Below are 20,108 nucleotides of genomic sequence, written 5' to 3' on the forward strand. Positions count from 1 at the left end.
GTTATGCTTCAAAAATAGCCATTTAACAAGGATTCCACAAGCTAAATTTTGGATTAATGAAATACTAATTTTACCAAACCTCTAGTTTTTATTAATTCATTTTTTGTTGAAGAATAATAACAATACAGCAATATTAATTATTAAATAAACAATATTATTCTAATTTTGATTAGTATCATTGCTACATTCTATTATATTTGTAGACAACAAAATTCACACTACAGATGGAAGAATGTATCTCCGTTTTTGACATGCTAAAAATTGGTGTTGGGCCTTCGAGTTCGCACACACTTGGACCTTGGAGAGCTGCCGAACGCTTTCTTAGTGAATTAAGAACCGAAAATTTAATTCATACTGTAAACCGGGTAAAAATAGATTTATACGGTTCCCTTTCCTTGACCGGAAAAGGACACGCCACAGATTTAGCAGTAATGCTGGGTTTAAGCGGGCAAGATCCAGAATACATTCCTGTGGAAAATATTGATGCAATCATTAAATCCATTGAATTCAAAAACGAAATCAATTTAGGAAACGAAAAACCAATTCCTTTTTATTTCCTCCAAGACATCGTTTTCAATAAAAACTTCCTTCCTTTTCATGCCAATGGAATGACTTTTACGGCTTATATGACGGATGACAGCGAATACGTTTCCACCTTTTATTCTATTGGTGGCGGATTTGTAGTCAAAGAAGAACGCATCAACGCCAAGAAGAAAATCCAGATAAAATGTGCTTTTCCGTATCCTATTGACAAAGCATCCGAACTATTGGATTATTGCAAAAAAGAGAATAAATCCATATCGGAAATCGTTTATGAAAACGAAAAATCAATGCGTACCGAAGCTGTTATCGATCATGAATTGATGCGCATTTGGAAAACGATGCTCGAATGCATGTACATTGGTTGTCATTCTGAAGGGATTCTTCCTGGAGGATTAAATGTGCGTCGCCGTGCTTTTGATATGCACCAAAACCTCATCGGTTTAGCCAATTATGATTCGCCTCAAAGCTGGCTCGAAGAAATCAGAAAAACAGAAGTGAAATTTCGCCAAATCTTGAAATGGGTTTCTTGCTTTGCCCTTGCGGTAAATGAAGTAAACGCTGCTTTAGGTCGTGTTGTTACTGCTCCAACGAATGGAAGTGCGGGCGTGATTCCGGCTGTTTTGATGTATTATTTAGTGATTGAAAACCATAATGCCAGAGAAAAAGAAATCAAACAATTCCTGATGGTTGCCGGAGAAATAGGCAGTATTTTCAAGAAAGGCTCTACCATTTCCGCAGCAATGGGTGGTTGTCAGGCCGAAATAGGTGTTTCTTCCTCGATGGCTGCAGCTGCTTTATGCGAATTGATGGGCGGAACTCCCGAACAGGTTTTAATGGCTGCCGAAATTGCTATGGAACATCACTTGGGATTGACGTGTGATCCTATTGGTGGCTTGGTTCAGATTCCGTGTATTGAACGAAATACAATGGGTGCCATAAAAGCCATTAATGCCGCTGAACTAGCTTTGGAAACTGACCCAAAAAACGCAAAAGTGCCTTTGGACAAAGTAGTGGACACGATGTGGCAAACCGCTAAAGACATGAATAATAAATATAAAGAAACCTCCGAAGGTGGATTAGCTATTGCCGTGAATCTGGCGGATTGCTAGATGAATTATTATTTGTTGTCCTTACTACGTTTTATAACATAGATTTAAAATAAGGATAAGCTAAAATTCAACTATTTATGGTAAGTTTATCAATATTCTTAAACCAAAAACTATGGAAATCAATTGGGTAATAGTTAGCATTGTAATCATTTGTATGCTTATTTTGATTGTACTCATTATTAGAAAAAATCAAAAAGATAAAAAGAAGTACACTCATTTCTTGAACAATGATTACAAAAAAGCTGATGAAGAAGAGTCAGAGTTGAACGACAATACCTACTGATTAGTATTCTACATGGCTGTTTTTTTATCTAAATAACCAATTGACTAACAGCGTTTTGTGAAACAAAAAAAAGGTTAGTTTAATACCGAAAAATAAAGGAGAATAAATAGGACTTGCATAAATCCTAACGGAATTTAACGAAAATTTACAACTATTAAGCTATAAAATATTGTAATTATGCAAAATGATTAAACAGATCCGACATAGTCTTTTAACCCAATATTTTTGGGGTTTTATGTCATTATACCTGCTTAACTGCTTTGTTGACTCCCCTGATTCCCATCCAAATCATTTTCCTGAGGACCTGACTTATAATGATATGGAAAGTATTATTGAAATAGTGGTTGAAAAGGCCTTCGGATTTGAAAATGCCATACCTGAAAACGACGATAATGATACAAATCAAAATTCCCCTTTAAAAAGCAATTTTTTCATAGATTTTTTTGTTTTACCAATCATTGCTCTTAGCATTGATAAAAATTATATGTGTTTAAAAAAGGAAAAATTAGTGTTCCAAAATCCAATCCTTTTGACCCCATATTTTAAAATTCACATCCCTCCTCCAGAAGCTTAATTTGTTTTTTTATCATTAACCACCTTTATTTTCTTATGAGAACAAAGGCCTTCATTTTGTATAACAGAAATAAAAACAGATTAAAATGACTTCCCCATATTTAAAAACAAAGGTATTTACCTTATTATTAACTGTAATTGCAGTTACCAATTCTCAAGCACAAACAGAAAAACACCAAGAAACCAGCATTAAAGACAGTCTTTATATTCAAAAGGTTGAAGGCAAAAAAAAACGGGCGAAAGTTTTACACGCTGAACCCTTGTATATTGACCTAATTAGAGATTTGGGAGCCCGAAAAGGGGAAAGAGAATGGAACCTAGGCCTTGGTTTGACAGACAATATCACTCATGACGAATACACCGCTTTAATAGAATATGAATGGGCGCCAATTGATAGATTAGGGCTTGAAGTAGAATTACCTTTTTCAATTTACTATCCCACTTCAGGAAATGCAAATGCACCGGAAAGTAACTTAAACAGTATCAAATTAGCAGCGCAATATACCTTTTTTGTTTCAGAAAAAAAGAAAATGTCGATGGCTATTGGCTATATTCATGAATTCCTGTTACCCAATTTTAACAGCTATGGCAGTAGCACTTTGATAACTGGAAATGGATATAATCCGTTCTTGGTGATTGCCAAACGCTGGGGGCAAAATTTCCATACCTTATTATATACCGGGCCACAATTCACGCACCATTTTTCAGATAATGCAACACAAACCAACTGGCAAATTAATTCAAATATCCACTATATGATTCCCGGCACACGAAATTTTGTAGGTCTTGAGTTTAATAAAGAAATTAACAATAATGATTTTGATATGACCATACGACCTCAAATGAGAGTAGAAATTACAGATAGTTTACTGATAGGAATAGTAACCGGGATCCCCATAAATAGAGAAAACCAGCGATTTAGCTCCTTTTTACGGCTTATTTATGAACCTTCCTCGCATTAAAATTAACCCTTTTCTAAATCATATCTTTTGGTCATAAAGCGTCATAAATTCATTAGTCAAAATTATTAAAAGCATTTGTTTTTAATAATTTTGCTACAGTAAAAAAAGTGTCGAAAACTGTTTTAATTTCAATTATAATACTCGCAAATCTGGCTCGAAGAAATCCGAAAAAAGGAAGTAAAATTTCAACAAATCCTGAAATGGGTCCCTGTTTTACTCTTGCGGTAAATGAAATATGTCCTTGAACTCAAGTAGAAGCCTGTAGAAATCCATTTTTATGAAATGATTTCATGAAAAAAGAAATCAAAACTACTTTCTTCTCGTATCAATAAGATGTACTATTTTCCAAGTGTTATCTTTTTTCAAAAGCGTAAAAGCATTCACTCCTTTATGACTTAATTTACCATTTAGATAAAACTCATAAGGCGTCCAGGCATGCGCCATGCTTCCATCCACTTGAATGGAATAACTCAGAATTTTTTCCTGAAACTGTAATTCAGCAGGAATAGAACCGATTGATTTAAAAAAAGCTTGTGGGTTTTCACTGGATAATTTAGTTCCTTTTACATTTTCACTTATGGACTGTAACATCATAGTTTCGTTACAAAGCGCCTTTAATTTCAGCGTGTCTTTAGCGTGAAAAGCTTCAAAAAAAGTTTCAATTACGTTTTGAATTTCTTGATTTTGAGCCTGAGAATTTGCCGAGAAGAACAATACTATCAATACTACTATTTTACGCATAAGTACTTTTTTAATAAATTGGTATTACAAATAACATTACTGTTACATTTTTGAGTTAAAAATATACATTTTATTACCTTTACAATCTTAAACCAACAAATATGTCTGTCGCAAAAAAAGATTATAAAAGGATTACTACAAAATCACTGATTGAGATGAAAGCCAATGGGGAGAAAATTTCCATGCTTACAGCATACGATTATACCATGGCAAAAATTGTCGATACTGCCGGAATTGATGTCATTTTAGTGGGTGACTCTGCTTCGAATGTAATGGCCGGTCACGAAACGACTTTGCCAATTACCTTGGACCAGATGATTTATCACGCGTCATCTGTAGTGAGAGCTACAGAAAGAGCATTGGTTGTCGTGGATTTACCTTTTGGAAGTTACCAATCAGATCCAAAAGAAGCATTGCGTTCTGCCATCAGAATTATGAAAGAAAGCGGTGGTCATGCAGTAAAACTGGAAGGCGGTAAAGAAATTAAAGATTCAATTAAGAAAATATTAAACGCAGGAATTCCAGTTATGGGACATTTGGGTTTAACACCACAATCTATTTATAAATTTGGGACCTATACGGTTCGTGCCAAAGAAGAGGAAGAAGCAGATAAACTTATTGAAGATGCTAAATTACTGGAAAGATTAGGTTGTTTCGGATTAGTATTAGAAAAAATTCCTGCTCATTTAGCCGAGAAAGTTGCCCAAAGTATCTCGATTCCAGTAATTGGGATTGGTGCAGGTGGCGGAGTTGACGGACAAGTTTTGGTGATTCACGACATGTTAGGAATGAATAATGAATTTAGCCCGCGTTTCTTGAGACGATACATGAATTTATACGAAGGAATGACAACTGCCATTGGTCAATATGTTGCCGATGTAAAATCAAGTGATTTTCCTAATTCAAGCGAACAATATTAAATTAGACATCTAAGATTATTAGACTGCTTAGATTGTTAGACCAAAAAAAATAGAAATGCATAAATTTAAGGATTTAGAGATTTGGAAAAAAAGTAGATATTTCTGTTCTAAAATTTACAAAGTGACTTTGTCTTTTCCTAACGAAGAAAAATTTGGACTAACAAATCAATTAAGAAGAGCTTCTGTTTCTATTCCATCTAATATTCCCGAAGGATCATCAAGACAATCGAATAATGACTTTGCACGATTTTTAGAAATTGCAATCGGTTCAGCTTAGGAAGTTGAAACACAAATTCTTATTTCATCCAATTTAGGTTTTATCATTCCAGAAGATGTAATAGAAATAACAAATATGCTAGACGAAATCATTAAAATGACTTCAAGATTTAGAGTAACTTTATTATAGACTTTTTTTTAAAAGATTGTTAGATTTCTTAGATTCTTAGACAAGTCTTGCAGTCTAAGAATCTAAGAAATCTAACAATCTAAAAATCCAATCCTCTAAAAATCCAAATGAAAATAGTTTCGAATAAAAATAACCTTCAAGTGCTACACGAAGACAATCACCTCATTGTGGTAAACAAACGTGTAGGCGATATTGTGCAAGGCGATAAAACCGGGGATAAACCATTATCTGATGTGGTGAAAGAATACATCAAAGATAAGTACAACAAACCCGGAGAAGTATTTCTGGGTGTGGTGCATCGTTTGGATAGACCTACAACCGGAATAGTCGTTTTTGCCCGAACGAGTAAAGCGTTGACGAGAATGAATGAGTTGTTCAGCAACCGTGAAACTCAAAAAACGTATTGGTGTATTGTCAAAAATAAACCTTCAAAGTCCGAAGATAAATTGGTTCATTTCCTGAAAAGGAACGAAAAAAACAACACTTCAAAAGCGCATTTAAAAGAAGTTCCTGAGAGCAAACTAGCCAGTTTAGATTATAAAATCATTAAGGAACTTAACAATTATTTTGCTCTTGAAATCAATCTTCATACAGGGAGACACCATCAAATTCGGGCTCAACTTTCTGCAATTGGTTCACCGATAAAAGGAGATTTAAAATATGGTTTTGACCGAAGTAATCCTGATGGCGGCATTCATTTGCATGCCCGAAAATTAGTTTTTGTACATCCTGTTACCAAAGAAAATATAGAAATCATCGCACCAACACCAGATGATGTGATATGGAATGCTGTTTAATTTGATTATTAGGTTTCAATTAAAAATAGAACAAAAACAATACTTTACAGATTTACACCTTATAAAACAGGAATAATTATTCCTGTTTTAATGTTTTTTATTTCGGATATAGAGTGGGTTTAAAATAATATTTATGTAATTTTAAATTAAAATCATTCAATGAAATATCATACAGAAATTGCTTTTCGAAAAGAGTCTCTTAAAAAACTATTGCAAAACATTATAGAAAATGAAGAGGCAATCATTAAGGCTTTATACGATGATTTTAAAAAACCTGCATTTGAAGCCGTTTTAACAGAAACTAACTATGTGATTAGTGACTTAAAAGAAACCATAAAAAATATCGATTCCTGGGCAAAGCCAAAGAAAGTTTTTGCTTCTCTCGTAAATTTTCCTTCCTCCGATTATATTTATAGCGAACCATACGGGAATGTATTGATTCTTTCTCCTTGGAATTATCCTTTTCAATTGGCTTTGTGCCCGCTTGTCGCTGCTGTGGCTGCGGGGAATAAAGTAACTTTAAAACCCTCTGAACTTACACCAAATACTTCTAATATCATTTCCAAAATTATCACTGAAACTTTTGCTGTAAAAGATGTTGTGGTTGTAACGGGAGATGCCGCAATTGCACAGGAATTATTAAACCAACGTTGGGATTATATTTTTTTTACAGGAAGTGTCGCTGTTGGAAAAATAGTGGCGAAAGCTGCTGCCAAAAACCTAACGCCAGTTACACTCGAATTGGGCGGAAAAAGTCCTTGTATCGTTGATGAAACCGCTAATTTAGAATTAAGTGCGAGACGCATTGTATGGGGAAAAATCATAAATGCCGGACAAACGTGTGTTGCGCCTGATTATATTTTGGTACACCATAAAATCAAGGCTACTTTTGTGAAATTGCTGATTCAAGAAATTGAAAAAGCACTTGGAACAAACCCGGAAGAATCTCAAGATTATGCCAGAATTATCAATTTGAAAAACTGGCAACGTCAATTACGTTTATTGGAAAATCAAACCATACTTTTTGGCGGACAATCTAACAAAGAGACATTCTACCTTGCTCCTACTTTACTTGACGAACCAAAAATGGATAGTTTAGTGATGACAGAAGAAATTTTTGGTCCCATCCTCCCCATACTTTCTTATGAATCAAAATCAGATATTGAAAAAATAATTTCGAGCTTCGAAAAACCATTATCACTGTATTTATTTTCCCAAAACAAATCCTTTATCGATGAAGTGTTGCAAAAATATTCTTTTGGTGGCGGTTGCATCAATGATACGGTGATTCATTTGGCGAACAATCGTTTGCCGTTTGGCGGTGTTGGAAATTCCGGAATGGGAGCGTATCATGGAAAATTAAGTTTTGATGTTTTTTCCCATAAAAAAGCGATTGTAAAAAAAGGGACTTGGCTCGATTTACAGATGCGTTATGCGCCTTATAAAGACAAATTAAAAACCATTCAGAAAGTCTTAAAATGGTTGTAACTAATGTAAAATCAGTACGCAATTTCGTTAAACACCGACGCTCCGTTCGGGCTTATAAAAATGACGCTATTGAGCAAAAAGTAAACGAATGCATTCAACTACCGACTCCGGCACCCACAAGCAGTAATAAGTAACTTTGGGAATTTCACCCTGTTATTTCTCCAGGAATCATACAAGAAATAGCCGAAATTTTGATCAGAACGCTGTAATAACAGCACAACAAATAGTAGCGGCTCCGGTAAGGAAAGGTTTGTGGCTCAGAAAAGTGCGGAATTAAAGCACAGAATTTTATGATAAGCACGGCGGCCCTAAATTATGATACGTGTCCAATGGAAGGTTTTGATTCGCTAAGAATTAAAAAAATATTACATTTACTGGCTTCTTCAGCAATAAACATGATTTTAGGCTGTGGAATAAGAGACTAGCAAGGTGTGTTCGAGGAACAATTCAGAGTTCCTTTTAACGAAGTCTATTTTAATAACTAACAAATCAAATAATAGTAAAACCAAATGATCAAAACTACACAAGACCGAATTGAAGAAATAAAAAAGAATAGTTATACCTTAGATTTTGGAAATGTTTTCAACCATGCATTCGAAAATTATAAAAAAATTGCATTGTATGGCGGTTTAATGATTTTTGTTATTTTCGTTCTGCTCAGTATTTTGGCATTTGGAGTACTGATTGCAATTTTTGGAGGTCTTGCAGTTGTTGATTTTTTAAAACCGGAAAATTTAAAACCGGAAGAATTTAGTTTAAATACCTTATTGATTTTCTCTGGAATTTCTGTATTAATCTCTTGCTTAATAAGTCCTTTGACAGCGGCATTGATAAAGATGGCATATTGTGCTGAAAGAGATGAAGAATTCCATATTTCAACGATGTTTGAATATTACAAAGCACCTTATTTCAAGGAAATTTTCATAGCTACATTTGTAATTTCCATAATTAGTTCCATAATCTCTACTATCATTAATTACATGCAAATACCGGTTATTGGTTTTGTTGTTACAGTATTTATCGAATTATTTACCATTTTAATGATTCCCCTTATTATTTTTGGAAAGCTAAAAGCTATTGAAGCTTTAGAAGCGAGTATTCTAATTGTTTCTAAACAGCCCTTGATTCTACTGGGATTAATTGTTGTTGGATCTATTGGTACGTTGGTAGGCCTTATTGGATGCTGCATCGGAATCGTTTTTACCCTTCCCTTCTTGAATTCATTATATTATGCTATTTATAGCGAAATAATAGGTTTTGAGACTGAGATTGAAAATAGAAACTAAAAAAAATTATAGCTAAAAACCAAAATTTAAATTTTAATGAATTTTGGTTTTTATTTAAAATAAATCCTTGCATTGAAATCAATAGCAAGACAGAGTCCCAAATCTTTTCTCGTCCTGAAATAGTCTTACATAAAAAATATCAGCACCAAAAAAATCAAAGTAATGATTGTGGAAAATAACAACGTGAATGTGTTATTGCTCAAAACCATTATTAAAAACGCAGCTATTAATCCCATCATTTTTGAAATTATAAAGGGTAGATATGCAGTTGATCAATTTGAAATGATAAATTCAGATATTATTTTTATAGATATCCAAATGCCAATCCTGAATGGATATGAAACGACCCAATTAATCAGAACTTTAAAATCCGTCCAAAATGTACCCATCATTGCATTTACTGCGGGTGCTGAAAAAGAAAAAAAGACAAGTGCATTAAAGCCGGAATGAATGATTATATCCCAAAACCAATTATAAAAGGAATAATTGAAGAAACAATTGTGAAATGGGTCAAATAACAGCTTCAAAAATTAAAAATTATTCTTTTAAATTATGTAATTTTATATGTATAAATTCATTGCTAATTAAAAAATAAACTGAATATGAAATGGAGCGGCAGACGTCAAAGTGACAATATGGAAGACCGAAGAGGAATGTCTTCTGGAGGGAAAACAATTATAGGAGGTGGAATTATTGGAATTATTATTTTGTTATTGAATCTTTTTGGGGGAGAAAATGCCCAAATGCTTACGCCAATACTAGAACAAATGAACCAAGGACAAAGTGCTCCTACTGAACAAAGGGACTTAACTGCACAAGAAATAGAAGAAGGTAAATTTATAAATTCAATATTAGTTGACAATGAAGATGTCTGGTCAAAGATTTTTCAGGAAAATAATATGCAATTTCAAAATCCTAAATTAGTATTGTTTACTGATGCGGTGAAAACGGAGTGCGGTAATGCTACCTCTGCTTCAGGACCTTTTTATTGTCCTAGTGATCAAAAAGTATATATGGACCTGGCTTTCTTTGAAGAGCTAAAAACAAGATTTGGAGCTCAAGGAGGTGATTTTGCCACCGCTTATGTAATTGCCCACGAGATTGGTCATCATGTACAAACACTTTTGGGAACTTCCAATAAAATGAGACAGATGCAAGAAGGAAAAAGTGAAGCCGAAGCCAATAAATTATCTGTAGCTTTAGAATTGCAAGCTGATTTTTATGCTGGTGTATGGACACATTACAATCAAAAAATGAACAATTTCTTGGAGGATGGCGATATTGACGAAGCATTAAGTGCAGCTCATGCTGTAGGCGATGACGCTATTCAAGCTAAAATACAAGGACATATTGTTCCAGAATCTTTTACTCACGGAACTTCCGCACAACGAAAAGCTTGGTTCATGAAAGGGTATAAAACGGGTGATATTAGTCAAGGAGATACATTTGCAGAGTTGAAATAATCTCTATACTTTAAAAACAAACAGCATTTAATTTTAACCATGTAAGAAATATAAGGTCATTTAAGCAGGATATAAAAAGCAATAACTTATCTGTTTTTATATTTCTTTTGTGGCAAACCTTTTCATCCAGATTCCATCACTAATGCTTATAAAATCTATGAAATCTGTGGCAAAAAAAAGACTGGACACAATTTAAGGACAGTTATGTAACAATTTTAGCTTCCCATGGAATTCACCATTATCATTAGCGTTTCGACAATTATTTGTAACGGATTAAAACGAAGTACTATAATTTTATCTAAACAAAATCAAGCAATCAAAAGCACATCGGAAAAATTAGCAGTACCTTTGCGCCCAATTAAAAAAGTAACCTAAATAATAGTGTTTACTTTATAAATACTATTTATGTCATTCAACTCATTAGGCTTATCTGATGCTTTATTAAAAGCCATCAGTAAAAAAGGATATTCTACTCCTTCACCAATACAACAAAAAGCAATCCCCCCAATTTTAGAAGGTAAAGATGTATTAGCATCCGCACAAACAGGAACAGGAAAAACAGCCGGTTTTACATTACCTATTTTACAAATATTATCACAAGGTCAACACTTGCGACAAAGACCTATTCGTGCCTTGATATTGACTCCAACCAGAGAATTAGCAGCACAAATATTGGCCAATATAAAAGAATACAGTGAGTTCTTAGACCTAAAAAGTACTGTTATTTTTGGAGGCGTAAACCAAAACCCACAAGTGACTCAATTGCGTCAAGGTGTTGATATTTTAGTTGCCACTCCAGGTCGATTAATCGATTTGCAAAATCAAGGATTAATATCGCTTGCCAAAGTTGAAATCTTAGTTCTAGATGAAGCAGACCGTATGCTGGACATGGGTTTCGTACGAGACATTGAGCGCATTATAAAAGTATTACCTTCAAAAAGGCAAAATTTGATGTTTTCGGCAACCTTTTCAACAGACATCAAGAAATTGGCCATGGGCATTTTGCACCATCCCGTTCATGTTGAAGCAACTCCAGAAAACACGACCGTGGATGCTATTATCCAAAAAGTATATCCTGTTGCCAAAGAGAAAAAAACAGAACTGATCATTAAATTGATTACGGATGGTAACTGGAAACAAATTTTGGTATTCACCCGTACTAAACAAGGTGCTAATAAACTGACGGAAAGCATGATTAGTGCCGGAATCAAAGCAGCTGCCATTCATGGAAATAAAGGGCAGGGCGCACGCACCAAAGCCTTAGCAGGTTTCAAAGACGGAAGCTTAACGGCTTTGGTCGCCACTGATATTGCCGCTCGAGGTTTAGACATTCCATTATTACCGCATGTGGTCAATTTTGAATTGCCTAATATTCCTGAAGATTACGTGCACCGCATTGGTAGAACTGGTAGAGCCGGAGCAAGTGGAGAAGCCATTTCGTTATTTAGTCCAGACGAAACTGTCTTTTTACGTGATATCGAAAAATTAGTGGGTTTGAAATTGCCGAAAGAAAACATTAGAGGTTTTGAACCAGATCCTAACGCTTCAACGGAACCAATTAAACAAGGTCAAGGAAGACAACAACGGAATTCGACTCCTAAGAAACCAAAAACAGATACTACAAACCGAACCAGCAACAATAGTTTTGGTCCGAGACGTCCAAGTCAAAATAATGACAGACGTACTAATAGATAACAACTAAGAAAATACGTTTTCTTTTTTTTAGGAGCAGGATGAGTTCGTTTTTTAAGGAAGTCACCTCCCGCTATACATTACAAACCTTCTTATGTCTGAACACCCCCTAAGAAGGTTTTTCGTTTCTATCGGGGCTATTTAGAGTGTTTTTACTTTCATATACCATTTAGTAAATTCATACCACAAATCTAAAATAGCCAGCTAACTTGTAAGAAAAAATTAATATATTTGAAATAAATAGTATGACCGTTGTGATACCTATCTACCCTAAATTGGGTGGCTTTGTATGATTTTGTCATACACATATTAGTTATGTGCAACCTTAAAAAAAATGGAAGAAGACGTAAAATATAAACTCGACCAAATAGCAGATATTTGGAATCATTTCATTTTGGAATATGATTTTTGCACGCACAAAATTAATTTTACACCAGAAGTAAGAACAAATTATTTAGGCGATATATTAGGATACTTTCAAGACACTTTTGACATAATATTTAATTATAGAGAATCCAAATCATATTCAGATAAGTTCTCTAACCAAATAAGCCTTTTACAGAGTATTTATCTCCAACAAGACTTTATAGAAGAGCTATTGATAATCTTTAAATGTGGAATAGATAAAGGAATTTTAAAAAAAGATTTTAACTATTCGGTAAACCGTGAAATAAGAAATGAATTAGTTGGTCATCCAATTAGAAAAATTAAGGGAGAATTCATTTCTTCTTGTTTATTTGGTTACAATGGAGGAAGTGATAAAATTGTTTATTTAAGATATCATAAAGACAATAATTACAAATTTGAATCGATAGAATTTGCTGTCTCTGATATCATCTTAAGACATATTTTTTTTTTGGACAAATATTTTGATAAAATCCTGAATAAACTAAAAAGTATTCTATCAAGTTTTGTAAAGAAAATAGAGAATTTAGAAGTGTTAATTGGTACAAAAAGCTTTGATGAAATCCTTAACATTTTGTCTGTCTTTTATGAATCAATTTTTAAATATGATTTCATATATGACAAAGAATCTTTACTAAATATTTACGCTCGCAAAGATGAAAATAGAAGATATCAAAACTTAATTGATAAATTTTACAGTGATTTAAAAAGCTCTCTTAAAGAAAAAAAAGAATATGCTATTACATTTTTTGAACCCAAAAAAGTATTTGAAGTATCTCAAACTGAAAGACCAATATTCGACATAAATAACATAAGATTTATTGATATCTCAGCAAGAACTCCATTTGAAAATATAGAAAGACCTGTAACATATCATTATGAACTTGGAAAAATAGCAACAAAAAGGAATCTAATGGACTTTAATCATTTTGGAGGTTGTTTAAAAAGAAAATGTGCAGATAATCAAATAGTTCTTAATGAGTTGAAGCATATGGAATCGTATATATATGACGAAATTGAATATTATTCCGCATATAGATTAATTTGTACTGAATTAAAGGAAGATGATGACTAAAAACCCCGATACACAAAGTCTCCGACTTTGAGTATGTGTTTTCAGTCTCCGACTGACCTTAAAATTCAAACATTTAAAATCAAAATCGGTTAAAAACCGAAAGTCACTTCCTCAAAGTCTAAGACTTTGCGAAGCATAGTTTAAACATCTGAAATCAAAAATTGTTAATCAAAAATCTGTCCAGCTACGCAAAGTCTCCGACTTTGAGTATGTATTTTTCAGTCTCCGACTGACCTTAAAATTCAAATATTAAAAAAACAAAATCGGTTAAAAACCGAAAGTCACTTCCTCAAAGTCTAAGACTTTGCGAAGCATAGTTTAAACATCTGAAATTAAAAATCTGAAATCTGCTCCTCTTTACACTGAAAACTGTTGTTTCCAAATACAACAATAATTTAAAGCATTAATTTACAAATTAGTATTCTATTCATAGGTATTCAAATCTAGATTAAGAATAGTACCTACTCTGCTAAACTCTTCATTAATCTTTGCATTCAAGATAAGTTGTTCATTTGTTATTGGATGATTAAAAATTAACTGATGTGCATGAAGCATCATTCCTTTCAGTTCAAAATGCTCCAACCATAATTTATTTTGTTTGTTACAACCATGTGGACGACTTCCTAAAATGGGATGAAAAATATGTTTGAAATGTTTTCGTAATTGATGCATACGTCCCGTTTCAGGAATCGCTTCTACCAAACAATATCGTGACGTTGGTTTATTGTTAAACTCTAACTCAATTTCGGTAGTTTGCAATCGATGAAAGTAGGTTATTGCATTTTGTATAATGCCATCATCATTGGTTAAATCATAATCAATCGTTAGTTCTTCGGGTGACCAACCCCGTAAAATGGCTAAATACTTTTTTTCGACTTCGCGCGTGGCAAAACGATCATTCATAATTTTTAAAACCTCCTTGTCCAACGCAAATAACAACACACCAGATGTTTTGCGATCTAACCGATGAATAGGATAAACGTGTTGCCCTCCTATTTGATTTCTCAATTCTTGAATAGCAAAAACTTTTGCATCGCGCGCATAAAATGATTTGTGGACCAACAATCCACTTGGTTTATTAATGGCTATAATATATTCGTCTTGGTAAAGAATTTCTAACATTTGGCAAAAATAAAAGAGATTTCTATCGAAATCTCTTTTTTGACTTATTTATTTCTATACTTTTCTTTTTTCATTTTAGTTCTAAAAACAAAATAGAAGATTACGATTGCTAAAACTGTTATTAAAATTATATCCCAATGCTCTTTTATAGTGTTGATTCTAGTACACGCTACGCAAAGTCTCCGACTTTGAGAATGTGATAAAAGGTCTCCGACCTTCGTTACCAATTATAAATAGTGCTAATTGATTGTGGTTTCAAAACATCTATTACCGGATTATCAACTTTTGCAATTGCTATAATTCCACTATCTTCAACGTAATTAGAAGCACTGGAATAAACATAATGAGAAGCTTTGGCAACAATTCCTGCTCGAACAGGATTCAAATGAATATAATCCAATTTCGACCAAAAGAACTTTTCTGAAAAAATTTCTTCGGGATGATTTCCATATTGCCAAAACTGATATTTTTCATTTCGGCTATGACTTTTACAAGCAAATTTAAAACGTTTCAGCATCCAATCGGCCCTACTTTCTGGCTCAGTTTCTATTTTATTCAGAATGGTCTTTGCCGTAAACTTCTTGAAATCCCGAATCAAATCGGATAATTTACTGTTTTCTGAATGAATGATTAAATGAATGTGATTGGACATAATTACAAATCCATACAAAATCATTCCTTTGTTTTTTATACAAAAAACCAGACTTTCGATGATGCAATCTTTATAGGTTTTTCTAGAAAAAACATCAACCCAGTCCACAACCGTTGTAGTTATAAAATGCGTTTTGGATTGATCTCGAATTATGAATCCTTCTTTCTCTTTCATTTTGTTTTTTTTAAGGTCAGTCAGAGACTGAAAATCACTACCTCAAAGTCGGAGACTTTGCGGAGCTTGGGCAGAGGTTAAATAGCTGCAATCAAAAATCGTTAATCAAAAATCTGAAATCTGATTCACCCCAACCAACCATCACGATCCAAACTTCTATATTGAATCGCTTCAGCAATATGGCTGGAAACCACTATTGGAGCCGCATCAAGATCAGCGATTGTGCGTGCGACTTTCAAAATACGATCGTAGGCCCGCGCCGATAAATTCAAGCGTTCCATCGCGGTTTTCAACAATTGTTTGGAAACATCGTCTAAGGCGCAATATTCCCGAATGTGTTTGGTATTCATTTGCGCATTGTAATGGATATTTTCCATTTGCTCAAAACGTTCGGTTTGAATTTCTCTAGCGGCAGTAACTCTTTTGCGAATATCAACACTACTTTCTGCTTTTTGGTCATCAGATAATTTTTCAAAAGGAACCGGAGTCACTTCGATATGAATGTCAATTCGGTCTAATAAAGGTCCTGAAATTTTACTCAAATACCGTTGCATTTCATGTGGGGAAGAAGTTTGTGGTGAATCGGGATCATTAAAAAAACCACTCGGACTTGGATTCATACTCGCCACCAACATAAACGAGGATGGATAGGTAACCGTAAATTTGGCTCTGGAAATGGTTACTTCCCTGTCTTCTAATGGCTGACGCATAACTTCCAAAACATCACGTTTAAATTCCGGTAACTCATCCAAAAATAAAACGCCGTTGTGCGCCATAGAAATTTCACCGGGCTGCGGATAACTACCTCCTCCTACTAAAGCAACATTTGAAATGGTGTGATGTGGACTGCGAAACGGTCTTTGATTCATCAAACCTACTTCCTTTAGTTTTCCGGCAACACTATGAATTTTAGTAGTTTCTAAAGCTTCCCGCAACGTCATGGGCGGTAAAATACTGGGCAAACGCTTGGCTAACATTGTTTTTCCGGCTCCCGGTGGACCAATCAAAATAATATTGTGTCCTCCAGCTGCCGCAATTTCCATGCAGCGCTTAATACTTTCTTGTCCTTTGACATCTAGTATTAATATTATATAATTTTATATTTTGTTAATATACAATACTTTACATATTTCAATCGAAAATGTTTACTATATTTTATTAACCTTTGTTGTATGATTGTTGTACGGTAATAATTTATATATATCTTTGAAAAAAAAAGTTATGAGCGTTAAGATAATTTACCGACCAGTAACACCAACTGATAAACATGGCTTTTTAAAAGTCAGAATAACTGAAAACCGCAAAACAAAAATATCATCATTAGGTATTAAAATATTTGGTAAAAATTGGCTGGAAACAAAACAGCGTGTATCTGTAAAAGAAGATAACCACGAAAAAATTAACGAAAAGATTATTGAGGTACTGAAAGATTTATCAGCACACGATAACGATGTACAAGTATTAGCAACCACAAATAAAACAATACTTGAATTTTATAATGATATTATCAGTACTACCATTAATGAAGGTACTAAGTTAAAATACACTAACATAAGGAATAAATTTAAAAAGTATCTTGAATCAATTGGTTTTTCTGATTTAAAATTTAACCAGTTAACAAACCAACGAGTTAAAGAATTTCATTTATTTATAACACAAAATGGCAATGCAATTGATACAGCAAATTATAATTTAAAATCATTTAAATCAATTATCAATAAAGCAAAACGTGCTAAGATTGTTACATACATAATTGACCCATTTGAAAATATCAGTTATAAGTTTTCACAAAAGAAAGTAAAAGCTTTATCAGCTGATGAAATAAAAAAAATATTAAATACAAATTTTGTTGATACAAGAAATTTCAAATATAATAAACGAGAATCCGATATTACACTAAATGAAATTGCTACTATATTTTTATTTCAATTCTTTACACAAGGTTTAAGATGTTCAGATGTGCAACTTTTAAGATGGTCTTCATTTTCTATTATTAATGACGTGGTGCAACTAGATTACACTATGTTTAAAACCAAAAAAGGTATGACACTTAATCTAACACCAATGGCTTTAAAGATGTTGAACTATCCATTATTTAGACTTATACCAACATTAAAAGAACAGATAGCAATAATTGAATTGAGAAAAGAAGACCACATAGAAGAAATTAAAAAATATAAAGCATTATTAATACCTAATAACAAACAAGATTTATCAACGGTAATTCAACTTGCAGCAATTGCTGATTCTGCTTTTAAACCAACAGCAAAGAAATATGCAAATAAACAAGCTATTGAAATTTCATATAAAGGTATAATTACAATGAATGAAGAATTATTAAAAAAAATTGAGATTGAAGTATATACCGTTTATGCTGATGCGATAAAAAGTCTTATTTTAAGTGGTATTAAAAATGATTTTATTTTCTTTTTTTTACAAAAAACCGATTTCAGTAATTTTAAAACAAATAATTTTGATAACTTATCACCACTACAATATAAACGGTTAACTGGTACACGTGCATATTATAATGTATTATTAAAAGATGTACAAAAACAATGTGGTATTATTTTATCGTTAACCAGTCATATTGCCAGACATAGTTACACTCAATTGTTATTAGAAAATAATGCTGATATAACTGATATAAGCCAATCATTAGGTCATAGCAATCTATCAACAACACAAACATATATTTCAAGATTACCAAGTAACAATATCACAAGTATAAATACAATGCTATCTGACCAATTCAGCTAACTTTTACTTGACCTTTAAATTTCCCTTATTGAAAAGATATTATTATAAATTTATGAATATCATAAACATTTATTAGCTATTATCATGAAATAATAAAATTAATTCAATGATATCCAAACATTTTTTTTAAATTAGTGCGAGATAATTTTAAGATAGATTATCATAAAATGCCACTAGCTTTTAAAACCAATAAAAACTATATAATATGACTGTAGAACAATTTGCAACAGAAACATCAAGACTTATAAATGAGAATAACAAGGCCTTAGTTGATTGTTATATTCAAAGTGGAAAAGAAGATAGCGGTGCTTTAATACTTCAAATATCTAATGATGAAATGAAATATTATTATATATCTGAAACTAAAAATAAAGTTCTTTATGATAACCTTGAACCTTTTATGATAGAAAAAATTAAAGCAAATCCAGAAAAAATTTATGTGATTTCTTATGGCGAGAATAGATTGGTAGCTTGCCATTTTTTAGTTAATGATTTTCATGTTGCTAATAATTAATCAATAGATTTTTACTAAAGTATAACCCAAATGTCATAGATAAAAAAGAGAGGGTTGTCATTTGAGACACCCGCTCTTTTTTATTTCAGATAAAGAAACGGATAAATTTAATACAGTTTGAACCAACTGAGCCAGTTAAATTCTATTTTGCCATATTCGAATTAGGTATTTTTGAAGGTTTCTAATTTTTTTATCGCTCTTTCTAGTTCATACTATACTCCAAATCATATTGAATCATTCCTTTTTCTCTATTGAAATCAATATGGACAATAATTTTTGACTCTTCAACAATTACAAAAAACTTGTTTACGTTTCTAATCTTATTTTCAAGATTCCTATGTAATCTAATTGGATTTACTTTTATAGAACTATTGTAATAGAATTCTATCATGGTTTCAGTTGGTGATGAACCAAATTCATTTATAACACTAAAAACTTCAAACTTCTTTACACCATAAAACTGAATCATGTAAAGATAAATATTAGATAAATTAACGTCTCTCATAACTATTCAAGTATTTGATTTTTAAGCAACTCTTTAACCTTCTTTACTGTATTAGCAGAAACTTTATAATCACTTTCTGAAGCTAATTTAGCAATCTGTCTAAGTGAAAGAGTTGGATTTGATTTGATTACCTTAGCTGTTCTTTTATGTTTCAAAATGGTCTGTAAAGGGGTGTCTTTAGTGTTTTTAACACGCCCTTTATAGACATTACCCCTTAATTTTGCCTGTAAAATTCCTTCTGCTTGTCTTTCAAGTAAACTTAATTTTTCCAAAGAACTCAGCTCAATAAGAATTGTGGTGATTAAATTAAATACAGGATTTGATTTACCGTTAATCCTCGATTCAAGTCCTAGATTGTCAATTTTTACTGTTACACCTTTATCATAAAAATATTTTAGGGTTTGCAAAACATTAATAGTATTACGACCAGCTCTATCAATAGCATGAAAAGTCACATAATCAATTTCTCCACCTTCAACTGCTTCACATAATAATTTACCTTGTTGGCGTTCATTAAATGGAATAGACCCACTAATAATATCAATAAATAGTTTTTCGTCTGGATGAGCTATAGCTAACTGACGAAAATTTTTTTGCCCTTGACTACTTTGACGAATGTACCTTGCTTTTTTCATAAG

General features: G+C 32.7%; 22 protein-coding genes and 1 pseudogene. 17 read left to right on the plus strand and 6 right to left on the minus strand.

What is annotated here, in order from left to right:
• Window positions 1–224 precede the first annotated feature (224 nt).
• The 4 genes from ACNQGD_RS12215 (at window position 225) to ACNQGD_RS12230 (ending at window position 3,470) form a co-directional block, all read left to right on the plus strand.
• Window positions 225–1,652 (plus strand): L-serine ammonia-lyase, encoded by a 1,428-nt coding sequence (locus tag ACNQGD_RS12215; protein WP_417999472.1) that lies wholly within the window; start codon window positions 225–227, stop codon window positions 1,650–1,652.
• Window positions 1,653–1,764: 112 nt separating this feature from the next.
• Complete coding sequence (locus ACNQGD_RS12220; RefSeq protein WP_417999473.1) at window positions 1,765–1,935, plus strand: hypothetical protein; 171 nt, start codon at window positions 1,765–1,767, stop codon at window positions 1,933–1,935.
• 319 nt (window positions 1,936–2,254) lie between these two features.
• Entirely contained in the window at window positions 2,255–2,509 is a 255-nt protein-coding gene (locus tag ACNQGD_RS12225) for a hypothetical protein (protein ID WP_417999474.1), read from the plus strand.
• Window positions 2,510–2,594: 85 nt separating this feature from the next.
• A complete protein-coding gene (locus ACNQGD_RS12230) occupies window positions 2,595–3,470 on the plus strand; it encodes an HAEPLYID family protein (protein WP_417999475.1) in 876 nt (291 codons plus the stop codon).
• A gap of 309 nt (window positions 3,471–3,779) precedes the next feature.
• Here ACNQGD_RS12230 and ACNQGD_RS12235 read toward each other — a convergent pair whose 3' ends face one another.
• Window positions 3,780–4,211, minus strand: a complete 432-nt coding sequence (locus ACNQGD_RS12235; RefSeq protein ID WP_417999476.1) for a Cif family virulence factor — start codon at window positions 4,209–4,211, stop codon at window positions 3,780–3,782.
• Window positions 4,212–4,312: 101 nt separating this feature from the next.
• Between ACNQGD_RS12235 and panB the strand changes: the two genes are divergently transcribed.
• From panB to ACNQGD_RS12290, 11 genes are all read left to right on the plus strand, one after another.
• A complete protein-coding gene (gene panB, locus ACNQGD_RS12240) occupies window positions 4,313–5,131 on the plus strand; it encodes a 3-methyl-2-oxobutanoate hydroxymethyltransferase (RefSeq protein ID WP_417994846.1) in 819 nt (272 codons plus the stop codon).
• A gap of 55 nt (window positions 5,132–5,186) precedes the next feature.
• Window positions 5,187–5,408: a four helix bundle protein gene (locus ACNQGD_RS12245; protein ID WP_417999477.1), complete on the plus strand. Its 222-nt coding sequence runs from the start codon at window positions 5,187–5,189 to the stop codon at window positions 5,406–5,408.
• A 236-nt stretch (window positions 5,409–5,644) separates the two neighbouring features.
• Window positions 5,645–6,334, plus strand: a complete 690-nt coding sequence (locus ACNQGD_RS12250) for an RluA family pseudouridine synthase (protein WP_417996220.1) — start codon at window positions 5,645–5,647, stop codon at window positions 6,332–6,334.
• Window positions 6,335–6,493: 159 nt separating this feature from the next.
• Window positions 6,494–7,822 carry an aldehyde dehydrogenase gene (locus ACNQGD_RS12255; RefSeq protein WP_417999478.1) on the plus strand — a complete coding sequence of 443 codons (1,329 nt, stop codon included), beginning with the start codon at window positions 6,494–6,496 and terminating at the stop codon, window positions 7,820–7,822.
• Window positions 7,813–7,956, plus strand: a complete 144-nt coding sequence (locus ACNQGD_RS12260) for a nitroreductase family protein (protein ID WP_417999479.1) — start codon at window positions 7,813–7,815, stop codon at window positions 7,954–7,956. Before ACNQGD_RS12255 ends, ACNQGD_RS12260 begins: the two co-directional genes overlap by 10 nt.
• Window positions 7,957–8,112: 156 nt before the next feature.
• Window positions 8,113–8,247: a nitroreductase family protein gene (locus ACNQGD_RS12265; RefSeq protein WP_417999480.1), complete on the plus strand. Its 135-nt coding sequence runs from the start codon at window positions 8,113–8,115 to the stop codon at window positions 8,245–8,247.
• Window positions 8,248–8,331: 84 nt separating this feature from the next.
• On the plus strand, window positions 8,332–9,108 hold the full coding sequence (locus ACNQGD_RS12270) for a hypothetical protein (protein WP_417999481.1): 777 nt from the start codon (window positions 8,332–8,334) through the stop codon (window positions 9,106–9,108).
• A 162-nt stretch (window positions 9,109–9,270) separates the two neighbouring features.
• Entirely contained in the window at window positions 9,271–9,558 is a 288-nt protein-coding gene (locus ACNQGD_RS12275; protein ID WP_417999482.1) for a response regulator, read from the plus strand.
• A gap of 152 nt (window positions 9,559–9,710) precedes the next feature.
• Window positions 9,711–10,571, plus strand: coding sequence for a KPN_02809 family neutral zinc metallopeptidase (ypfJ, locus tag ACNQGD_RS12280; protein ID WP_417999483.1), 861 nt, complete (start codon window positions 9,711–9,713; stop codon window positions 10,569–10,571).
• 405 nt (window positions 10,572–10,976) lie between these two features.
• Window positions 10,977–12,266, plus strand: coding sequence for a DEAD/DEAH box helicase (locus ACNQGD_RS12285; protein WP_417999484.1), 1,290 nt, complete (start codon window positions 10,977–10,979; stop codon window positions 12,264–12,266).
• Between the two features lie 331 nt (window positions 12,267–12,597).
• Entirely contained in the window at window positions 12,598–13,743 is a 1,146-nt protein-coding gene (locus ACNQGD_RS12290; protein WP_417999485.1) for a hypothetical protein, read from the plus strand.
• 423 nt (window positions 13,744–14,166) lie between these two features.
• Here the strand turns inward: ACNQGD_RS12290 and ACNQGD_RS12295 are convergent, their stop codons facing one another.
• The 3 genes and pseudogenes from ACNQGD_RS12295 to ACNQGD_RS12305 all read right to left on the minus strand — a co-directional run.
• Window positions 14,167–14,865, minus strand: a complete 699-nt coding sequence (locus ACNQGD_RS12295; RefSeq protein ID WP_417999486.1) for a pseudouridine synthase — start codon at window positions 14,863–14,865, stop codon at window positions 14,167–14,169.
• A gap of 220 nt (window positions 14,866–15,085) precedes the next feature.
• Window positions 15,086–15,691 (minus strand): REP-associated tyrosine transposase, encoded by a 606-nt coding sequence (locus ACNQGD_RS12300; protein ID WP_417999487.1) that lies wholly within the window; start codon window positions 15,689–15,691, stop codon window positions 15,086–15,088.
• 125 nt (window positions 15,692–15,816) lie between these two features.
• Window positions 15,817–16,767: pseudogene (locus ACNQGD_RS12305) on the minus strand (YifB family Mg chelatase-like AAA ATPase); the annotation flags it as partial.
• Between the two features lie 145 nt (window positions 16,768–16,912).
• Here ACNQGD_RS12305 and ACNQGD_RS12310 point away from each other — a divergent pair.
• Both ACNQGD_RS12310 and ACNQGD_RS12315 read left to right on the plus strand, forming a co-directional pair.
• Window positions 16,913–18,451, plus strand: coding sequence for a tyrosine-type recombinase/integrase (locus tag ACNQGD_RS12310; protein WP_417999488.1), 1,539 nt, complete (start codon window positions 16,913–16,915; stop codon window positions 18,449–18,451).
• Between the two features lie 205 nt (window positions 18,452–18,656).
• Window positions 18,657–18,965 (plus strand): hypothetical protein, encoded by a 309-nt coding sequence (locus ACNQGD_RS12315; RefSeq protein ID WP_417999489.1) that lies wholly within the window; start codon window positions 18,657–18,659, stop codon window positions 18,963–18,965.
• A 202-nt stretch (window positions 18,966–19,167) separates the two neighbouring features.
• On the opposite strand, the gene ACNQGD_RS12320 is transcribed toward ACNQGD_RS12315, so the two are convergent.
• Together ACNQGD_RS12320 and ACNQGD_RS12325 are read right to left on the minus strand one after the other, a co-directional pair.
• Window positions 19,168–19,470, minus strand: a complete 303-nt coding sequence (locus ACNQGD_RS12320) for a hypothetical protein (RefSeq protein WP_417999490.1) — start codon at window positions 19,468–19,470, stop codon at window positions 19,168–19,170.
• A gap of 2 nt (window positions 19,471–19,472) precedes the next feature.
• Complete coding sequence (locus ACNQGD_RS12325) at window positions 19,473–20,105, minus strand: recombinase family protein (protein ID WP_417999491.1); 633 nt, start codon at window positions 20,103–20,105, stop codon at window positions 19,473–19,475.
• Window positions 20,106–20,108: the final 3 nt, after the last annotated feature.

The sequence above is a fragment of the Flavobacterium glucosi genome (assembly GCF_048286535.1).
Classification (GTDB): Bacteria; Bacteroidota; Bacteroidia; order Flavobacteriales; family Flavobacteriaceae; genus Flavobacterium.

Bases quoted from the DNA above. Each gene is read 5' to 3' on its own strand.
- ACNQGD_RS12310 (WP_417999488.1), top strand. From the start codon at position 16,913: ATGAGCGTTAAGATAATTTACCGACCAGTAACACCAACTGATAAACAT.
- ACNQGD_RS12225 (WP_417999474.1), top strand. From the start codon at position 2,255: ATGGAAAGTATTATTGAAATAGTGGTTGAAAAGGCCTTCGGATTTGAA.
- ACNQGD_RS12250 (WP_417996220.1), top strand. From the start codon at position 5,645: ATGAAAATAGTTTCGAATAAAAATAACCTTCAAGTGCTACACGAAGAC.
- ACNQGD_RS12220 (WP_417999473.1), top strand. From the start codon at position 1,765: ATGGAAATCAATTGGGTAATAGTTAGCATTGTAATCATTTGTATGCTT.
- ypfJ (WP_417999483.1), top strand. From the start codon at position 9,711: ATGAAATGGAGCGGCAGACGTCAAAGTGACAATATGGAAGACCGAAGA.
- ACNQGD_RS12290 (WP_417999485.1), top strand. From the start codon at position 12,598: ATGGAAGAAGACGTAAAATATAAACTCGACCAAATAGCAGATATTTGG.
- ACNQGD_RS12255 (WP_417999478.1), top strand. From the start codon at position 6,494: ATGAAATATCATACAGAAATTGCTTTTCGAAAAGAGTCTCTTAAAAAA.
- ACNQGD_RS12235 (WP_417999476.1), bottom strand. From the start codon at position 4,211: ATGCGTAAAATAGTAGTATTGATAGTATTGTTCTTCTCGGCAAATTCT.
- ACNQGD_RS12295 (WP_417999486.1), bottom strand. From the start codon at position 14,865: ATGTTAGAAATTCTTTACCAAGACGAATATATTATAGCCATTAATAAA.
- ACNQGD_RS12275 (WP_417999482.1), top strand. From the start codon at position 9,271: ATGATTGTGGAAAATAACAACGTGAATGTGTTATTGCTCAAAACCATT.
- ACNQGD_RS12260 (WP_417999479.1), top strand. From the start codon at position 7,813: ATGGTTGTAACTAATGTAAAATCAGTACGCAATTTCGTTAAACACCGA.
- ACNQGD_RS12315 (WP_417999489.1), top strand. From the start codon at position 18,657: ATGACTGTAGAACAATTTGCAACAGAAACATCAAGACTTATAAATGAG.
- ACNQGD_RS12215 (WP_417999472.1), top strand. From the start codon at position 225: ATGGAAGAATGTATCTCCGTTTTTGACATGCTAAAAATTGGTGTTGGG.
- ACNQGD_RS12245 (WP_417999477.1), top strand. From the start codon at position 5,187: ATGCATAAATTTAAGGATTTAGAGATTTGGAAAAAAAGTAGATATTTC.
- ACNQGD_RS12270 (WP_417999481.1), top strand. From the start codon at position 8,332: ATGATCAAAACTACACAAGACCGAATTGAAGAAATAAAAAAGAATAGT.
- ACNQGD_RS12230 (WP_417999475.1), top strand. From the start codon at position 2,595: ATGACTTCCCCATATTTAAAAACAAAGGTATTTACCTTATTATTAACT.
- ACNQGD_RS12265 (WP_417999480.1), top strand. From the start codon at position 8,113: ATGATAAGCACGGCGGCCCTAAATTATGATACGTGTCCAATGGAAGGT.
- ACNQGD_RS12300 (WP_417999487.1), bottom strand. From the start codon at position 15,691: ATGAAAGAGAAAGAAGGATTCATAATTCGAGATCAATCCAAAACGCAT.
- ACNQGD_RS12325 (WP_417999491.1), bottom strand. From the start codon at position 20,105: ATGAAAAAAGCAAGGTACATTCGTCAAAGTAGTCAAGGGCAAAAAAAT.
- ACNQGD_RS12285 (WP_417999484.1), top strand. From the start codon at position 10,977: ATGTCATTCAACTCATTAGGCTTATCTGATGCTTTATTAAAAGCCATC.
- panB (WP_417994846.1), top strand. From the start codon at position 4,313: ATGTCTGTCGCAAAAAAAGATTATAAAAGGATTACTACAAAATCACTG.
- ACNQGD_RS12320 (WP_417999490.1), bottom strand. From the start codon at position 19,470: ATGAGAGACGTTAATTTATCTAATATTTATCTTTACATGATTCAGTTT.